Genomic DNA, 17260 nt, shown 5'->3' on the forward strand with positions numbered 1-17260 from the left:
AATAGAGAATCGAAAAATATATAAGCCTATTTTTTAACAACAGGTATTTGAATTTCCGTTACTTGCTCCCTCGGATTTTCTGTTACAGACCAATCAATTAACGCAAGCTCAAGCGCATCTCCGCATACTTCGTATCCTTCGTTATCAATGTGATTTAATAATTTCGTATACGTTGCATCTGTTTCTTCATATGGTCCATGGTGATAAGAACAAGCAAATATTCCTTCTTTTATTTCATCTGAAGTATGCAATTGAAAAGGCATGTAATCCAATAAAATAAACACACTGTTATATGCTTGAAACTCATTTTGAAGTAATGCTTTTTTGGAAACTGTTACACCGATATCTCCAGAAAATAAACTATTATCAATTTGCTTCATATTTTTTTGTAGCGAATGGATATAATATTCAAACATATCATCCGTTGTATTTGGTGCAACTGCAATTGCTGTTATTTTTCGCTTCGGTATCGTTTTATAAATAATTTGATTCGCTTCTGATTTCGTCGCTTTCTTCATTAAATGGATTTTATGTTCCATTTTTGCCAAAGCATACTCGATTTCTCTTTGCTTTTTCAGCATCATTTCTTGTTGTTTTTCAAGTAAACTCAGCGCATAAGACGGATTTCGTTCATCAATATATTTCTTTATTTCCTTTAACGGGATATTCAATTGGCGTAAAAATTTAATCGTATCTAATAGTGAAAACTGATCAATTGTGTAATAGCGATAATTCGTTTGCGGGTCCACAATGGACGGATGAAAAATTCCTTTTTCATCATAGTAGCGTAATGTAGATTCCGCTATATTATGCATTTTTGCCATTTCTCCAATTGTAAAACGTTTGTTTAATAACATATGCCCTTCTCCAATTCATTATAAATGTAGCCTTATTTCTTCTTATTATATAGTGATTCCCTCCATACCTAAATCGAATCCTATCATGAAAATCTGCTATTTTTTCATTGATTTTTTATAAATTTTATTATATATTGATTACAGGTTCAAATTACAAGTTCAAAAGAACTTGTAATCAGACCCTTTGTTTAATGGTTTTTTACATATTTTCATTAGGCAAATTCCGAGAAATCGTATGATAAAACTAAAAATGATGAGGAGAGGATCAGATGGAATTCGAATTTTTCTTTCAAATTGCACTTATTTTATTAAGTACAAAGCTCGCTGGTGACCTTAGTGTTAGATTAGGTCAACCTTCTGTACTGGGTAAATTAATTGTCGGTATCGTTATCGGTCCAGCTTTATTAGGTTGGATTGAGAATTCAGAACTTCTAACGCAATTAAGTAATGTCGGGGTTATTCTTTTAATGTTTATGGCTGGACTTGAAACAGACTTAAAAGAATTAAATGAAAACCGTAATTCTTCTTTAGCAGTCGCAATTGGAGGTATCGTTCTTCCATTTGTAGGTGGTTACGTTGCCGGTCTTGTTATGGGCATGGAACAAGGGAACGCTGTCTTTTTAGGATTACTTCTATGTGCGACAAGTGTTAGTATTTCCGTTCAAACACTTCGCGATTTAGGTAAGATGAAAACACGTGAAAGTACAACAATGCTTGGAGCAGCTGTATTTGATGACATTCTTGTTGTTATTTTATTAGCATTCGCAATGAGCTTCTTAGGTACAGATGATGTGAATTTAACAATGGTTATCTTGAAGAAAGTAGTATTCTTTGCTTCTATTATTTTAATCGGATGGAAAGGTGTTCCAGCGATTATGCGTTGGTTATCACCACTACGCGTATCTGAGTCTATCGTTAGCGCAGCACTTATCATCTGTTTCTCATTCGCATATTTCGGCGAACTATTAGGAATTGCTGGTATTATCGGTGCTTTCGCAGCTGGTATCGCTATTTCTCAAACGAACTACAAACATGAAGTAGAAAAGAAAGTAGAACCAATCGCTTATGCTATGTTCGTACCAGTATTCTTCGTTAGCATCGGTATGAATATTACATTTGACGGTATTGGTGATCAAATTTGGTTCATTTTAGCATTAACAGTAATCGCTGTATTCACAAAACTAATCGGTTGTGGATTCGGTGCACGAATGACTGGATTTGATGCAAAGTCTTCTGCAATTATCGGTGCTGGTATGGTTTCTCGTGGTGAAGTTGCACTTATCATCGCAGGAACAGGACTTTCTTCTGGCCTATTAGCACAAGATTACTTTACAGCAATCGTTATTGTCGTTATTTTAACTACGATGATTACACCACCAATGTTAAAATACACTTTTGGTGCAAAAGATAAAGCAATGAAAGCAAGTAAATAAGTTTACTATAATAAAAGGAGATTGCTATCTTATAAGATAGCAATCTCCTTTTTCGTTTCACCTTTAAACAATCTCATTCGTCTTTAACCATTTTTCAAAAATAGTTCGTGCTTCTTCATCATCGATATCATCACGAAATGAATATACTTTTATGCCATAGTCATCTATATATTCCCCAAGTTTCATTTCCTCCACCTTTTTATAAAAATCGTCTGCCTCATATTTTGGAATATAAGCATCCCAAACTGGCTCATTTATTCTTTTGTACGCTGTCACTTCTAAATCATATCCGTCTTCATAATATCCGATGTGATAATGTTTGTTAGGATCATATTTCTCCATTAAAAGCTCCTCCTAGTAAACAAAAGCGAGCCTTATATTACAGCTCGCTCCTCTCGTTCTATTTATTAAATACGTTCCATCGCTGTCTTCAACGTTCCAACAACAAAAGCAATTTCTTCACTTGAAATAACAAGTGGCGGTGCTAATGTTAAAACGTTATTATACCCCGCTGTTGTCATACCGTTACGCCCAATAATAAGTCCTTTTTCTTTACAAGCATTTACAACACTTGCAATTTTGTCGTTATCAATTGGTTCTTTCGTCGCTTTATCATTTACTAGTTCGATTCCAACTAATAACCCTTTCCCTCTAATATTACCAACAAGCGGATGTTCCCCAATTTCTTCTTTTAATTGATTTAATAAAAGTGAACCCATTTGGGCAGAGCGCTCAATTAAATTTTCATTTTCCATAATCTCTAAGTTTTTAAGCGCTAATGCACAAGCCGCTGGATTTCCACCAAATGTATTAATATGACGGAAGAATTCATATTCCCCTGTTCCTTTAAATGCCTCGTAAATTTCTTTTTTCACAGCTGTTGCTGATAATGGTAAGTATGCGCTCGTAATACCTTTTGCCATCGTAACGATATCAGGCTTAACGTCATAATTCATAAATCCAAATGCTTTTCCTGTACGCCCGAAACCACAAATAACTTCATCGCTAATAAGTAACGAACCGTGTTTTTGACACGTTTCATGAACAGCTTTCATATAGTCTTGTGGCGGCATTAAAATACCTCCGCCTGTAATAATTGGCTCCATAATAAATCCCGCTATTGTTTCGCTTAATTCCCATGTCATAACACGATCTACTTCTTTTACGCATTCTACATCATAAATATTTTGCGATTCCATTTCTGGCATGCGGTAACAATCTGGAGGCGTTACATGTAAAAACCCTGACGCAAATGGCTCATATTGGTATCTACGCTGTGCTTGTCCAGTCGCTGCCATCGTTGCCATTGTGTTTCCGTGATAACCACGATAACGTGACATAAATTTATAACGATGCGGTTCACCTTTTTGAGCATAATATTGTCTTGCTATTTTAAAAGCTGTTTCATTCGCTTCTGATCCACTATTAGAGAAGAATATAACATACTCTCCACCAAGCCACTCGTTTAACTTTTCAGCGAGCTTAATTGCTGGCTCATGTGATTGTGACATCGGAAAGTATGATAATGTTTGCAATTGCTTATAAGCTGCCTCTGCGAGCTCTTTTCTTCCGTATCCACTATTCACACACCAAAGACCACTCATACCGTCTAAGTATCTTTTTCCTTGTATATCTTCAACCCAGCACCCTTCTGCTTTTGCCCCTACCATTGTACTACTTGGGCTAAAAGGACGCATTCCGTGCCAAACATATTGCTCATCTTTTGCTAATAATTCATCGGTTTGTTTTGTCTTCATCATTTCTTCCACCTTCCATAACAACTTATTTTTCACAAAGCTGCGCTGGTGCCATGATGAGTTAAATTTCTCCCTGCCTATTTTCATTCCACAAACACAAGACAAATCCTACCAGAAATAAAGTAATATTTATCCCGCATTAACGGGCAGTAAAACTCCCACCCAAAAATTCAGCTGGAGCAAAGAAGTTAGGTGGGAGATTAACTGCCCATAAACGCCCGATTGGTGAAGGCTAATAATCAGTGTGGGGGGATGAACAATCCCCCACACTGATTAAAGTTTCACTTTATAAGAAAATGCCAAAAGAAATAGAAGCTTTTCTTATATTTCGAAAAGCTCCTCTTTTTTTAATGTGAAGAAGCATCACTAATACCATGACCAGTATTAGATTTCACAAGAATTTCATCAAACTTTGCTGCATCTTCTTTCTTACTAGAGAAAACAGTTCCTAAATATGCTGCAAGGAATCCAAGCGGAATAGAAACAATTCCAGGTGTCGTATATGGGAATATCGCCTCTCCAACAAATATAGCTTTCCCTACCACAGGATTCCAAACGTTTGGACTTAACCCAACAAGAACAATTGCTGATACAAGACCAACAATCATACCACAAATTGCACCCGTTGTATTAAAACGCTTCCAATATATTGTAAATAATATAACTGGTAAATTTGCACTCGCTGCAACTGCAAATGCTAGTGATACTAAAAATGCTACGTTTAATGTTTGCGCAAATAAAGCAAGTATAATAGATACTATCGCTACTCCAATAGACGCATAACGAGCCATTGAAACTTGCTCTTTTTCCGTTGATTTTCCTTTGCGAATAATCTCGTTATAAAAATCATGAGCAAATGCGGAAGCCGCTGTTAATACAAGACCTGCTACTACAGCTAAAATTGTTGCAAAAGCAATCGCCGATACGAATGCGAATAAGAAATCTCCACCTAATGCTTTAGCTAATAAAGGTGCTGCCATATTACCGGCTGGATTTGCTTGAATAATTGCCTCATTCCCTACAAACGCCGCCGCGCCAAATCCTAAGAAAATCGTCATAATATAAAATGCACCAATTAACCACGTAGCGTACACAACTGATTGACGTGCAGTTTTTGCATCACGTACTGTGAAAAAGCGGACAAGAATATGCGGTAATCCTGCCGTACCAAGAACTAGTCCTAAATTTAAAGAAAGTGTATCCAGACCATCTTTATACTTTACTCCTGGATTTAAAAACGATTCCTTCAATGGAGTAGCTGTTTTCATTTGAGCGAACATTTCTGTCACACTGAAATTAAATTTGGAGAAAACGATAACAGAAATAATAAATGTACCTGCCATAAGTAGTACAGCCTTTACAATTTGTACCCAACTTGTAGCAGTCATACCTCCAAAAATAACGTAAACTGTCATTAGTGTACCAACGATTAAAACGGATGTCGTATATTCAATTCCTAATAATAATTTAATAAGTGCACCCGCACCAACTAATTGTGCAATCATATAAAAAATCGAAATCGTCATCGTATTAAGTGCTGCAATACCACGAACCTTTTTCGCATCAAAACGCGCCGCAATCATATCCGCTAACGTATACTTCCCTAAATTTCTAAGCGGTTCTGCAACTAGGTATAATACAACTAAGTAAGCAACTAAGAAACCTATACTATAAAAGAACCCATCAAATCCTGTTAAAGCTATCGCTCCGGCGATGCCAAGAAATGACGCAGCAGACATGTAATCCCCGGCAATCGCCAGGCCATTTTGCCAACCAGTTAATCCCCCTCCAGCCGTATAAAATTCACTCGCATTTTTCGTTTTTTTCGATGCGAAATAAGTTATAACAAGTGTACCAAGGACGATAATTAAAAATAGCGCAAAGGCGGTTGTATTCAAAGTCAGCCCCTCCCTTGTTGCATATCTTGCAGAATTTTTCGCGAGATTTCATCAAAGGATTCTGCTTTTTTGCTATAAATCATACATAATGCCCATGTCATTATAAATTGCGCAAAAGCAAATACCCACGCCCATGTAACATCACCAAATACCGGTGTATTAAGCACCTTTGAATACGATGTTAAAATAGGTAATGTAATAAAAAAACTTAAAAAGAAAATACTCATCGGAATGATAAACTTCTTTTTCGTATTTAATAACAATTGAAACTCTTCCGACTGAACAACTTCTGTATAATTCACCTCATTTTGTAACTTACGTGCTGACGTATCATCTCGTTTCATTCTCTGGTCCCCTCTCTTAACTTAAAATAAAATTTCTCCTTGCATACCTAAAGATTAAATTTTATAAATATTCAGAAACTTATTTTCATTTTAGACAATCCGTACATTCCTGCAAAGATTTTTCGATAGACATTTTTCGTCATTTTCTCCTAAATTTTCAATATACTTTTTCAACATAAAATTTGATTGATTCGATTAAACTTTTATTCCCGTTAAAACAGAATAAAGTGAAACTTTAATCAGCGTGGAGGGGTTACGGGCAGCATGACTCCTACCTAACTTCTTCGTATTCGCCGAATTTTGAGGTGGGAGTCATACTACTCGCAAATAGCGGGATAAAAAAAGTAGTGCTTATCGCACTACTTCTGTCTTTGTCTCCTTTTCTAAATTACGAGCTGTTTCGCTTAATTCAACGTCTTTTCCATCTTTAAGCGTTCCAAATATAAAATCGAATACTGGATTTGAAACACCAAACCAAAACTTTTCATTTTTATAATGGTGTAATATATGCTGTTTTTTTAGCCATCTTCCAAACTTAGTGAAGGGACGAATTGGCTTATGTGCAATATAATGTTTCCATTCATAAACGAGGAGCATGATAATCATTCCGATTCCGAATGAAAGTGTAACAGTAACACTTTTTGTAATACCATATGATATAAGTAAATAGATAGTAAAGCTAGGTATACTAAACCATATAGGCAAAAATAAAAGTTTCAAATCATCTGGATAGACGTGATGATCATAATGTAATCTTCTTAACATTTTTAATAAAAGTGCGTTTTTAGGCGGCTTTAAATGGAATAAAAAACGATGTGTCATATATTCGTTAAGCGTATAAAAAACAATCCCCAACACACACGCTAACATACCGATCCATGTAAAAAATTGCATTTTTAAAATAAGGATAAAAATTAATAGAACACTATACATAATAACAATATCATGTTGCAAAAAGAACTCCTTTACCACTCTCTTCATCTTTCTTCCCCCTTCTCCACAAAAACAGCCGCAACATATCGTTACGACTATTTCTTTTCTATTTTATTCTTATTCTATTCACTTTACAAATTTGCCTGCTGTTCTATTGTCGAGAAAAAAGTGTTCGGACCAAATATATTTTGCTTTGGGATAATGTGTTCTACTGCAAACACTGTTACTTCACCCCTTTGTACTTCTCCAATAATAAGCCCAAATACTTCATGGTTTACCGCAAACGTTGGTTGTTTCGTTTGCAGCAACCTTGCTGCATTTTTAAATACCGCTTCATATAGTGGATTCCTATCAGTAATTTCTTTTCGGATTTTTGGTGCTAAAGTGATGATAATTTCTTTTCCGTCAATAGTGGTTCGATACATAAAAATCTCCCCTTCAATCTTATATGAACAACTGTAAAGCTTTGTATGCAAAATGGATAGAATATCCTACTAAAATAATACCTGCTCCGGCTGTAATATAGCCAAGTGCTTTTTGCTTTAATAAAGTTCTTCCGAAATGTACAGAAAAAGCAATATTTAAGTTCCACAAAATAATACCAACAATAATGCAAAGACTGTACAAAAAAGCTTCTTGTTTCGTTACTTTTGTAAGCAAAGAGCTAAGTGTACTTCCGTATATGCCAAACCAAAAAACGAGATTTAATGGATTGGATATCGCGATAAAAAATCCTGCCATAAAAGATTGTTTAAGTCCACCTATCTCTTCTTGTTTATATTCCATATTAGAGTGAGAAATTCCTTGTTTCACACTTTGAAACCCTAAATAAAACAACAAGAAAAACCCAGTGCAATACATAAAAGCTTGTACATATGTATACATAAACACAGAAGATAAACCGAAATAAATAAGAAGCATAAACAAAATATCAGCAGTCATTCCTCCAATTCCAACAATCCATGCATGCCAAAATCCACGTTCAATTCCCCTTTTTAACATTTCAATATTAATCGGACCTACAGGCGCAGCTAATGAAATACCTAATACTATTTGTTGTATAATTGCTCCAAACATCGCTCTATCCTTTCTACTTCTTTTACTATTAAGTAATGATGTAAATATAGAAAATAGACTAGCTTTCATAAAAATTATTCACTAATACAGTACCCTTTTTTATCCAAAATATACAAAAGAGCCATCCTGTTGATGGCTCTTATTTCTCTACTCTATGATGAAAAGGACATTTACCTTTAATCGGCTCAATATCATCCCCTATGAAATATTGTTTCCATTCACGATGATTAGGATCGCCGTAGTGACTAATGTTAGGGTGTTTCGGCAACTGATCCCACTTTTCAACTCGTTCACGGACCATTTGTCTTGAATACGACCCTTTAGGACGATCTCCTTCTAAGCCATCGAAAATAGTTCGTGGCTGGAATCCAATAACGAGAGAATTTCCTAAATGCCTAGTCTTTCGCTGTTTATAAGCTGGCGCATTCCCAAATGAAAATATTGGTTCACCACCAAATGAAAATTCCCATAAATAATGCTCTGGATTTTTCGGGATTTGCTTTGGCCATAATTGATTATCTTGTTCATGTAAATATTGTAGTACTTTCCAAAAATAATCTCGATAATATTCGATTGATTTTTCTTCACATTCCGGTTCCACAAAAAGAAAAAAGCCCCTTCTTACAATCGGCCGCTCTCTCATTAACTCTAAAAAAGATAACATTGTATTGGGTAAATGCCCCCAATCATTATGAGAGAGAAATGAATAACGAAGTTCATTCTTTTTCAAAGCTGTTAAACCGAAATAACACGGAAAAGTTGGTTCTAACACGACACTCGAAAAATTTTGAAATTCTTTTGCAACCCAATTCGGTATGTCGCCTCTATTTTTCATTCCTTCATTATCTAATAAATAAGACTCATCCATTCTTTCACCTCATTATGTACAGCATTCACTTAAGAATATTACATACTCGGCTTGTCCTATACCTTTTTAAAAATTCGAGAAAGAATTATTTAAAAATACAAAAATTTCAAAGCGCTTACTTGACTAAATTCTACCAATTCGTGTATATTTAAATTAATCATTTAGCAGAATATTCGAGAAAATAGCATTTTTTATTTATATTATTTTTTAAAATGAATTTCACTAAATGAAAAAAGGAATCGTTTTTAGGAGGAATTGTGACATGCAAGGAAAAGTAAAATGGTTTAACAATGAAAAAGGTTTTGGATTTATCGAAATGGAAGGCTCTGAAGATGTATTCGTACATTTCTCTGCTATTCAAAGCGACGGCTACAAAGCTTTAGAGGAAGGTCAAGAAGTATCTTTCGACATTACTGAAGGAAACCGTGGACCTCAAGCTGCTAACGTAGCAAAACTTTAATCCCACATATGACAGGAGGTTACCTTACTTGGTAACCTCCTTTGTTATTCCTTTGTATATTTCCGTTTTACAGAGCAAAAACTATGTGAAATGCGCAAAATCCAAAGGAGGCAATAACAATGGGGTCACATGTAAATGATTTTGAAGAAGTAAAATTCCGTGTAGAAACTGCACAAAAAATGGTAGGTTCTGCAACAATTTCAATGGATCCAGACACATTAGAGCATGCCACTACTGCAGTAGAATCGGCTCGTTCTCAGCTTGAAGTCATGAAATCCGTTGCAACGGATTTAGATGAGCCATTTCTAATGAATGAAGAAAAAAAATTAAGTAAATGCGAGCATCAATTACACGAAGCGAAGCACTAAAAAAACATCCAGAGAAAATTCTCTGGATGTTTTTTATGACAATTGCTCCCCATACTTTTTCAACTTCTCTCCAACCGTACATTGCCGTATACAAAAAGAATGGGCATAGTATTTACTATGATTTTTCCGATTATGATCCTGTAAGAAACATCCTTCGCAATACGTCTCTAATAAGTCATTTACCTCTGTAATGAGTTGCTTTTTATTCACCTTTGCACCTCTCTATTCGGTTATTTCTTTATGACTGTCAATTGCCGTCCCTTCTAATGCTTGCGCTGCTAATTGATGTGCCTCTTTATTTTGTTTTCTAGATATCGGTTCACAAACAAGCTTTAATTTCATTTGCTTCGCTTTTTGTTCAATTTGGTCTAAGTAATGATTTAAATGTTCATCATAGCAAGGCCATTCACCAGCTAATTGCTGCAGTACAACTTGAGAATCTCCCCGAAGTGTAACTGCTTCATATTTAATTCCTAATTCCTCGAGTGTATTCATCCCGTATAATAATGCTGCATACTCCGCTTCGTTATTATCATATATGCCTTCTATGTATGCATTGCGACGAATTCGGTAATTTGTATTTCCTTTTTTATAGTATACACATATACCAACCCCAGCTTCTTTCGTCTGTACATCATAACCACCATCAAAATAAACTTGAATTTCTTGCGGATCTTCCTCCACTTGCTTACTCAGTTTTTTCATTTCTTTTAATGACCATTCCGCGTCCATTTCATCGAAAAATAAAAGTTCTTTCGCCCTTCCTGTTTTCTCAAAATCCTCCGCAAATTGAAGTACTTCTTCTATGTTCATATAATCTGTTGTTAATTCAGTTTGTAAACCACGCTTCGTTTTATACAACCAATGTATTTTATATTTCATACTAGATTCCCCTTTTATAAGACTTCTTATATTTATCCGACTAATTAAAGCCTCACTTTATTTTATCCCCTTCGGCAAGCAGACTCCATCTGATTTGCGTTACGGGTGAAACCCAACAATTCAGGTGGAGATGAATTGCCATCAGAAGGTAGACCAAACACTTTTGTTTCGTTCATAACAATTTTTTGAGGGCGAATATTTGTTTCTTTTTGTCTTACGATATAATCTGTCGTAGATAAGGAGGGAATATATCGTAAGACAACGAAATTGGATAATAATCATTTGGTTACTTGAGCCAAAAGGAATTACGATGAAGATCATGTTCATATTTTGTTCCGTTTCGTTCCAAATAATGATTTGTCAAAAGCGATTAACAGTTACAAAAGTGTTAGTTCTCGTTTCCTGAAACGAGATTTTCCTCAGATAAAACATGATCTATGGAAAGAAATGTTTTGGTCTCGAAGTTATTGTCTTTTAACAACGGGCGGTGTACCTATAGATTCTATCCGTAAGTACATTGAATCACAAGGAAAGCAATAATTTTAATGAACTCTCTGAGAAAGGTGGTGAAAACAATGGCTAGAAAGAAAGCAGTGAAAGTATTACGTAAACAAAAGAAAAGAGAAACCATGCAACGATTCACGCAGAAACAGAATATCGGACGAGCTTGTCTCACAGCAAAAGAATTTCGTTTACTTCAGCGCATGTCACATAGTTCAAAAGCATTGCGAAATGTTGGATTGTACACCATAAAAAAAAGTTATTTGAATCATAATAAAATGGCTACTGTAAAAGAAGTGGATACTGCCATGCAAGCCGATTTGAATTACTCGGGCATTCAATCAAACTCTGTTCAAGCGATTCGTAGAGCCTTATTTACAGAAGTGAAGAGCTTTTTTAAAGCATTGGAACAGTGGAAAAACAAACCAGAAACCTTCACAGGGCGTCCTAAGTTTCCAAATTATTCCGGTTCAACTGACAAACGAATTATTGAAATCTATCAAGTTCCAAAAGTGGATGATAACGGGTATTGGCTGATTCCGATGAATGTGGCATTCAGAAAAAAATTCGGTTCCATTAAAATACGTATGCCTAAAAATTTAAGAAATAAAAAAATCTCCTACATTGAGATTGTACCGAAGCAAAAAGGTCGGTTCTTTGAGGTGCATTACACATATGAGATGCACGTTTCTCAAATGAAGAAACAATCCACGACTACTAGTAACGCTTTGAGTTGCGATTTAGGTGTAGATAGATTATTAAGTTGCGTAACAAATACAGGTGATGCATTTTTAATTGATGGGAAAAAATTAAAATCCATTAACCAGTACTTCAACAAAATGATACGTAATCTCCAACTGAAAAATGTGGAAAATGGACTTTCCAAACGTGTTGTAACGAATAAAATGGCTGCACTTTGGCATAAACGAGAAAAACAAATAAATGGTTACATTTCACAAACTGTAGGTTTGTTGTTCAAAAAAGTGAAAGCATTCAACATAGATACGGTTGTCGTAGGGTATAACACTGGTTGGAAACAAAAATCTGATATGGGAAAAAAGAATAACCAAAAATTTGTTCAAATCCCATTTCATAAACTGATTGCAGCAATTGAGAATAAATGTGTAAAAGAAGGCATCCGATTTTTAAAACAAGAAGAAAGCTATACTTCAAAAGCTAGTTTTCTTGATAAAGATAGGGTTCCAGTTTGGTCTAAGGATGATAGGACGCATTATCGCTTTAGTGGCAAACGAATCACTCGTGGTCTGTATCGAAGTAAATCAGGAAAATGTATCCATGCTGATATTAATGGTGCGTTGAATACATTGGAAAAATCAAGAGTTGTAGAATTGGATGAAAATCTTAAAGTGAAAACGCCGATTCTATTAGAAGTGCAAAAACGTAAGGCTGTTGCTTCGTGCATAGCTTAGTGGGTGTGTCAACCATCCATGTGTACTCGACTTGTCGGGGCTTGTAGCACACGCCGGATTCATCTGAGTGGTGGCTTCTTCCATAAGGAAGAACTGCTCTTTTTCAAAAGGGTGGTGCAAGTGGGGAAACGATTGTTCGTTTCTAGTACCAACCAAAAACTTACTTGGGGTGTTACCGTAAGGTGGCATGAATTCTAGAGCGTCAAACTGTCTAGCGATAGATGAAAAGACCTAGAGTTCTAACTCAAGCCCCCACTGAAACGTTTCATCACAGTGGGGATAGTTGACCAAGAGTCACAGTATTATATACAATTTAATCACATACAAAAAGAGCCATCCTAAGTAAGGACAGCTCTTTCATCTATTGCATAAATCTTTCAAATTGCACTCGCTTATTAATCCAGTACATCACAGGCATACCAATCGCCATTACAACAAATTCACCAACTGCACATGTTAGCCATGTCAATAAAAATGGCAGATCAAATGCAAGATGAAGTTCAATTGCAATCATAAACATTGTGACTGTAAAAATAACTGTATTAAAAATCATACGAGCCCAAACACCTTTAATGAAGCGCATAGAAATAATAGTTGCAAGTAGTGCAAGAATTGATTGCCCTACTCCAAATACTAAATCATAAGCGATCATAGGTGAGAAAAAGAGATTCGTTAAAAATACACCTAATACAATCCCGTAAATTGCTTTCTTATTGAAGACAACGAGATGATTAAACATCTCTGAAATACGAAACTGTACATTCGTAAAGCCAAATGGCTGAATAAGCATAGAAACAGCAATATATAATGCCGCTAAAATACCATTACCGACTAATGTTCTTATATTCATGACAAAATCTCCTTAGTTTTTTTACGTGGGATGGTTTCGAACCACGTTATTCGTTTTTAAGCAACAAGATTATATTTTACGCAATAGGTACTCTTTCGTCAATAGATTCCTATCATTTACTACCTTTTTTCTTTCGGACAACGTATAATAAAACATTATGAAAGATTTAGGAGGTTTCACTTCATGACAGCAACAATTCAAAATGAAAAAGTGATCGTTTCCATCTCTGACAAAGGTGCAGAATTACAAAGCGTTCGCTTAAAAGAAGACAACACAGAATATTTATGGCAAGGTGATTCTACTTATTGGGGACGTCGTGCACCAATCTTGTTTCCAATCGTCGGTCGATTAGTAGAGAATACATACTACGTAGAAGATAAACCTTATTCATTAACACAGCATGGTTTTGCCCGTGATCTTTCGTTCTCTGTTAAAGAACAAAGTGAAACAAAAATCACTTATGTCGTTACTAGTAATGAAGAGACGTTACAAAAATATCCATATGAATTTGAATTACTCGTTTCTTATGAAGTAGACGAACAAAATATACATGTTACATATGAAGTAAACAATCCCTCTTCAAAAGAGATGTTCTTTTCAATCGGAGCACATCCTGGATTCAACTGTCCTTTATTAGAGGGTGAATCATTTACAGATTATCATCTATCATTTAACGGATCTGAACGTTTAGAAACTAGCATATTAGAAGGTCCTTTTCTTTCAAATGAAAAGCAACTAATCGCTGAAAATACGAAAGAATTGCCACTTACATATGATATGTTCAAAAATGACGCGCTTATTTTTGAACATATCAATACGAATGAAATTTCTATTCGCTCACATAAACATAATAAATTTGTAAAAGTAGCATTTGATGGGTTCCCATTTGTCGGCGTATGGACACCAGGAGATAACGCACCTTTCTTATGTATTGAACCTTGGTACGGAATTGCTGATGAAGTAAAGCAAGCAAAAGATTTTAAAGAAAAAAAAGGAATTCAATCGTTACAAGCGAATGAAACATTTACATGTCGTTATAGCATTACAATTGGATAAAGTGAAACTTTAATCAGTGGGGGGTGTTCATCCCCCACTGATTATTAGCCCACACCAATCGGGCGTTTACGGGCAGTTGACCTCCCACCTAACTTCTTTGCTCTAGCCGAATTTTGAGGTGGGAGTCTTACTGCCCGGCAAATAGCGGGATAAGTACTCTATCCCCTACTTCTAAAAAAATTTTCAAGTAGGGGATAACCTTATAACTGGAGGTTCTCATTTTGATTGAAGTATATATCGATGGTGCATCAAAAGGAAATCCTGGACCTTCTGGCGCCGGGGTTTTTATTAAAGGGGTACAGCCACCTGTACAATTGTCATTACCACTTGGAACAATGTCCAACCATGAAGCAGAATACCACGCTTTACTTGCAGCATTAAAGTATTGCGCAGCGCATAATTATAGCATTGTATCTTTTCGTACAGATTCCCAACTTGTTGAACGGGCTGTTGAAAAAGAATACGCAAAAAATAAAATGTTTGCACCGCTTCTAGAAGAAGCACTGCAGTACATAAAAAATTTCGATCTCTTTTTTATTAAGTGGATTCCAAGTAGTCAAAATAAAGTCGCTGATGAATTAGCTAGAAAAGCTATTTCACAAAATTAACGGGGGTATGAGTGTGAAAAAAGGGTGGATTGCTCCTCTCGCATTATTATTCGTCTCTTTTATTTGGGGAGCTACGTTTGTTGTCGTTCAAAATGCTATGTCTTTTGTTGGACCATTTACTTTTAATGCTATTCGCTTTTTATTCGCTGGAATTATTTTATTATTCGTTCAAATTATTTTCTCTCAAAAAACTTCAAAACAAGATATAAAACATAGCAGTCTTGCTGGGCTAATTGTTGGGTTTTTTTTATGTGTTGGGTATTTATTACAGACATTTGGTTTACTCTATACAACCTCTTCAAAAGCCGGTTTCTTAACAGGACTTAGTATCATTATGGTCCCAATCTTGTCTTTTATCTTTTTAAAGCAGCGGGCTACAATTTTCATTGCACTTGGTATTACTGTAGCAACAGCAGGTTTATATTTATTAACCGCTGGTGATTCTTTTCAATTAAACATTGGAGATATACTCGTTCTCGGTTGCGCAGTCGCTTTCGCTGCCCATATTCTTGTTAACGGTTTCTTTTCTAAGAAAATATCACCTTTATTACTAAGCACTTCTCAAGTATTAGCTGTCGGTATATTTTCTTCTATTTGCGCTTTTTTATTTGAAGATTGGGAAAAATTATTTTCAGTATCACTATGGACAAATCATTCCTTTTTATTCGCTCTATTTCTAACTTCCCTGTTTGCGACATCAATTGCCTTTTTCATTCAAACATCTGCACAAAAACACACTTCTCCAACGAGAGTAGCCATTATTTTCGCAATGGAGCCTGTTTTTGCAGCATTAACAGGCGTTCTAGTAGCAAATGAACAGCTTTCTATTTCTGCTATTATTGGGTGTCTATGTATTTTCCTAGGTATGATTTTTGTTGAATTACCTTCAAAAACAAAAAAAGAAGCGCGGGCTGCGTGAAGTTACGCTTGTAACTTCCGCATAAAAGCCTTAGCGCTTTTTTTATCTGTAATCTCTTCTTCTTTCAATCGTTCTAATAACGCAACAAAATAACTGCCATCAAACTGTAACTGATGTTTAATCGTCGCTTCTATTGCTACGTTCACAATCCCATCAGATGCACCAGTATATCCTTGTCCAAACATAATAAATCCGTGTGCTTCCCCTGATAATTTAAATCCTTTCGTATGTAAGAATGAAAGATAATCTTCTACTGTTTGCATGATATTCCCACCTACTCAAAAATTCTCCACTTCCTATCATACATGTTTTTATACTCTATGAGAATGAAATTTCTTTGACAACTTTGTAAAGCAATCGTCTACTTCGTTAACAATGGAGGATTTCCTTACAACATGAAGGAATATGTACAGTGGCACTTATTTTATATTAAAGGGGAGACACGATGAAACAAGCACTATTAATTATCGATGCTCAGCAAGAACTTATTGATGGAAATGAACAAGAAAATGAAGTTTTTCGTAAAACTGAGCTATTAGCTACACTAAATACAGCTGTACAGAAAGCAATAGATTCAAATGCCCTTATTATTTTCGTAAGAGATACCGATGTTGCTTCTGGTAGCGGCGTGGGCTTTGAAGTACATAATCAAATTAAAGCACCTCAATCTGCAATATTCATTAATAAAGCAGCAACAAATTCATTCTACGGTACTTCTTTGTATGAACTTTTAAAAGAAGAGAAGATTAATCATCTCGTTATAGGTGGCTGTAAAACAGAACATTGCATTGACACCGCTGTTAGGACAGCAACTGTACAAGGCTTTGATGTTACATTAATTAAAAACGGTCATTCAACAACTGATTCTAACGTATTGTCGGCACAGCAAATTATCGAACACCATAATAAAACTCTACACGGCCATTATAACGTTGATCATTTTTCTATGGTAAGACCTATCGAGGAAGACCTCTTTCAACCAACTCATGACCAATATCGTGAGTAAATTTACCATAAAA

At 35.4% G+C, this 17260-nt stretch carries 21 protein-coding genes, 1 pseudogene and 1 riboswitch; of the genes and pseudogenes, 9 read left to right on the forward strand and 13 right to left on the reverse strand.

Annotated elements, in window-relative coordinates; genetic code table 11:
- Positions 1-26: 26 nt before the first annotated feature.
- The gene (locus tag JTF23_RS01215) at positions 27-857 is read right to left on the reverse strand and encodes a MerR family transcriptional regulator (protein WP_078181277.1); all 831 of its coding nucleotides are present in this window, start codon (positions 855-857) and stop codon (positions 27-29) included.
- Between the two features lie 269 nt (positions 858-1126).
- Here JTF23_RS01215 and JTF23_RS01220 point away from each other — a divergent pair, with 269 nt between their 5' ends.
- Complete coding sequence (locus JTF23_RS01220) at positions 1127-2290, forward strand: cation:proton antiporter (protein WP_002201089.1); 1164 nt, start codon at positions 1127-1129, stop codon at positions 2288-2290.
- 63 nt (positions 2291-2353) lie between these two features.
- On the opposite strand, the gene JTF23_RS01225 is transcribed toward JTF23_RS01220, so the two are convergent.
- The 8 genes from JTF23_RS01225 to JTF23_RS01260 form a co-directional block, all read right to left on the reverse strand.
- Positions 2354-2632, reverse strand: coding sequence for a DUF3986 family protein (locus tag JTF23_RS01225; protein WP_002201090.1), 279 nt, complete (start codon positions 2630-2632; stop codon positions 2354-2356).
- A 65-nt stretch (positions 2633-2697) separates the two neighbouring features.
- Entirely contained in the window at positions 2698-4047 is a 1350-nt protein-coding gene (locus JTF23_RS01230) for an aspartate aminotransferase family protein (protein ID WP_002158515.1), read from the reverse strand.
- Positions 4048-4394: 347 nt separating this feature from the next.
- Positions 4395-5945 (reverse strand): solute symporter family protein, encoded by a 1551-nt coding sequence (locus JTF23_RS01235; protein ID WP_002201091.1) that lies wholly within the window; start codon positions 5943-5945, stop codon positions 4395-4397.
- 2 nt (positions 5946-5947) lie between these two features.
- The gene (locus JTF23_RS01240) at positions 5948-6289 is read right to left on the reverse strand and encodes a DUF485 domain-containing protein (RefSeq protein ID WP_002158517.1); all 342 of its coding nucleotides are present in this window, start codon (positions 6287-6289) and stop codon (positions 5948-5950) included.
- Between the two features lie 351 nt (positions 6290-6640).
- Complete coding sequence (locus JTF23_RS01245; RefSeq protein ID WP_199715120.1) at positions 6641-7270, reverse strand: sterol desaturase family protein; 630 nt, start codon at positions 7268-7270, stop codon at positions 6641-6643.
- An 83-nt stretch (positions 7271-7353) separates the two neighbouring features.
- Positions 7354-7647, reverse strand: a complete 294-nt coding sequence (locus JTF23_RS01250; RefSeq protein ID WP_002011898.1) for a hypothetical protein — start codon at positions 7645-7647, stop codon at positions 7354-7356.
- Positions 7648-7666: 19 nt separating this feature from the next.
- The gene (locus JTF23_RS01255; RefSeq protein ID WP_016104364.1) at positions 7667-8299 is read right to left on the reverse strand and encodes a LysE family transporter; all 633 of its coding nucleotides are present in this window, start codon (positions 8297-8299) and stop codon (positions 7667-7669) included.
- A 139-nt stretch (positions 8300-8438) separates the two neighbouring features.
- A complete protein-coding gene (locus JTF23_RS01260) occupies positions 8439-9167 on the reverse strand; it encodes a YqcI/YcgG family protein (protein WP_204207928.1) in 729 nt (242 codons plus the stop codon).
- A 262-nt stretch (positions 9168-9429) separates the two neighbouring features.
- Here JTF23_RS01260 and cspB point away from each other — a divergent pair, with 262 nt between their 5' ends.
- Entirely contained in the window at positions 9430-9627 is a 198-nt protein-coding gene (gene cspB, locus JTF23_RS01265; protein WP_002011904.1) for a cold shock-like protein CspB, read from the forward strand.
- 119 nt (positions 9628-9746) lie between these two features.
- Complete coding sequence (locus JTF23_RS01270; protein ID WP_002158521.1) at positions 9747-9995, forward strand: DUF2564 family protein; 249 nt, start codon at positions 9747-9749, stop codon at positions 9993-9995.
- A gap of 33 nt (positions 9996-10028) precedes the next feature.
- On the opposite strand, the gene JTF23_RS01275 is transcribed toward JTF23_RS01270, so the two are convergent.
- A complete protein-coding gene (locus JTF23_RS01275) occupies positions 10029-10205 on the reverse strand; it encodes a zinc-finger domain-containing protein (RefSeq protein WP_033714188.1) in 177 nt (58 codons plus the stop codon).
- 12 nt (positions 10206-10217) lie between these two features.
- Positions 10218-10877, reverse strand: a complete 660-nt coding sequence (locus JTF23_RS01280; protein WP_204207929.1) for a ribonuclease H family protein — start codon at positions 10875-10877, stop codon at positions 10218-10220.
- A 303-nt stretch (positions 10878-11180) separates the two neighbouring features.
- On the opposite strand from JTF23_RS01280, the pseudogene tnpA reads away from it, so the two are divergent.
- Together tnpA and JTF23_RS01290 are read left to right on the forward strand one after the other, a co-directional pair.
- Positions 11181-11417, forward strand: a pseudogene (gene tnpA / locus JTF23_RS01285) (IS200/IS605 family transposase); the annotation flags it as partial.
- 35 nt (positions 11418-11452) lie between these two features.
- On the forward strand, positions 11453-12808 hold the full coding sequence (locus tag JTF23_RS01290) for an RNA-guided endonuclease TnpB family protein (protein ID WP_204207930.1): 1356 nt from the start codon (positions 11453-11455) through the stop codon (positions 12806-12808).
- 361 nt (positions 12809-13169) lie between these two features.
- Here the strand turns inward: JTF23_RS01290 and JTF23_RS01295 are convergent, their stop codons facing one another.
- Positions 13170-13658, reverse strand: coding sequence for a QueT transporter family protein (locus tag JTF23_RS01295; RefSeq protein WP_204207931.1), 489 nt, complete (start codon positions 13656-13658; stop codon positions 13170-13172).
- A 6-nt stretch (positions 13659-13664) separates the two neighbouring features.
- A riboswitch (PreQ1 riboswitch) is annotated at positions 13665-13709 on the reverse strand.
- Between the two features lie 132 nt (positions 13710-13841).
- Between JTF23_RS01295 and JTF23_RS01300 the strand changes: the two genes are divergently transcribed.
- The 3 genes from JTF23_RS01300 (at position 13842) to JTF23_RS01310 (ending at position 16241) form a co-directional block, all read left to right on the forward strand.
- Complete coding sequence (locus JTF23_RS01300; RefSeq protein WP_204207932.1) at positions 13842-14714, forward strand: aldose 1-epimerase family protein; 873 nt, start codon at positions 13842-13844, stop codon at positions 14712-14714.
- A 221-nt stretch (positions 14715-14935) separates the two neighbouring features.
- On the forward strand, positions 14936-15322 hold the full coding sequence (locus JTF23_RS01305) for a reverse transcriptase-like protein (RefSeq protein ID WP_002149250.1): 387 nt from the start codon (positions 14936-14938) through the stop codon (positions 15320-15322).
- 13 nt (positions 15323-15335) lie between these two features.
- A complete protein-coding gene (locus JTF23_RS01310; RefSeq protein ID WP_204207933.1) occupies positions 15336-16241 on the forward strand; it encodes a DMT family transporter in 906 nt (301 codons plus the stop codon).
- 2 nt (positions 16242-16243) lie between these two features.
- Here the strand turns inward: JTF23_RS01310 and JTF23_RS01315 are convergent, their stop codons facing one another.
- The gene (locus JTF23_RS01315) at positions 16244-16504 is read right to left on the reverse strand and encodes a DUF6123 family protein (protein WP_204207934.1); all 261 of its coding nucleotides are present in this window, start codon (positions 16502-16504) and stop codon (positions 16244-16246) included.
- A gap of 182 nt (positions 16505-16686) precedes the next feature.
- On the opposite strand from JTF23_RS01315, the gene JTF23_RS01320 reads away from it, so the two are divergent.
- The gene (locus tag JTF23_RS01320) at positions 16687-17247 is read left to right on the forward strand and encodes a cysteine hydrolase family protein (RefSeq protein ID WP_002158529.1); all 561 of its coding nucleotides are present in this window, start codon (positions 16687-16689) and stop codon (positions 17245-17247) included.
- The last annotated feature ends 13 nt before the right edge of the window (positions 17248-17260 follow it).

It is taken from the genome of Bacillus sp. RIT 809, from assembly GCF_016892495.1.
Lineage (GTDB): Bacteria > Bacillota > Bacilli > Bacillales > Bacillaceae_G > Bacillus_A > Bacillus_A cereus_U.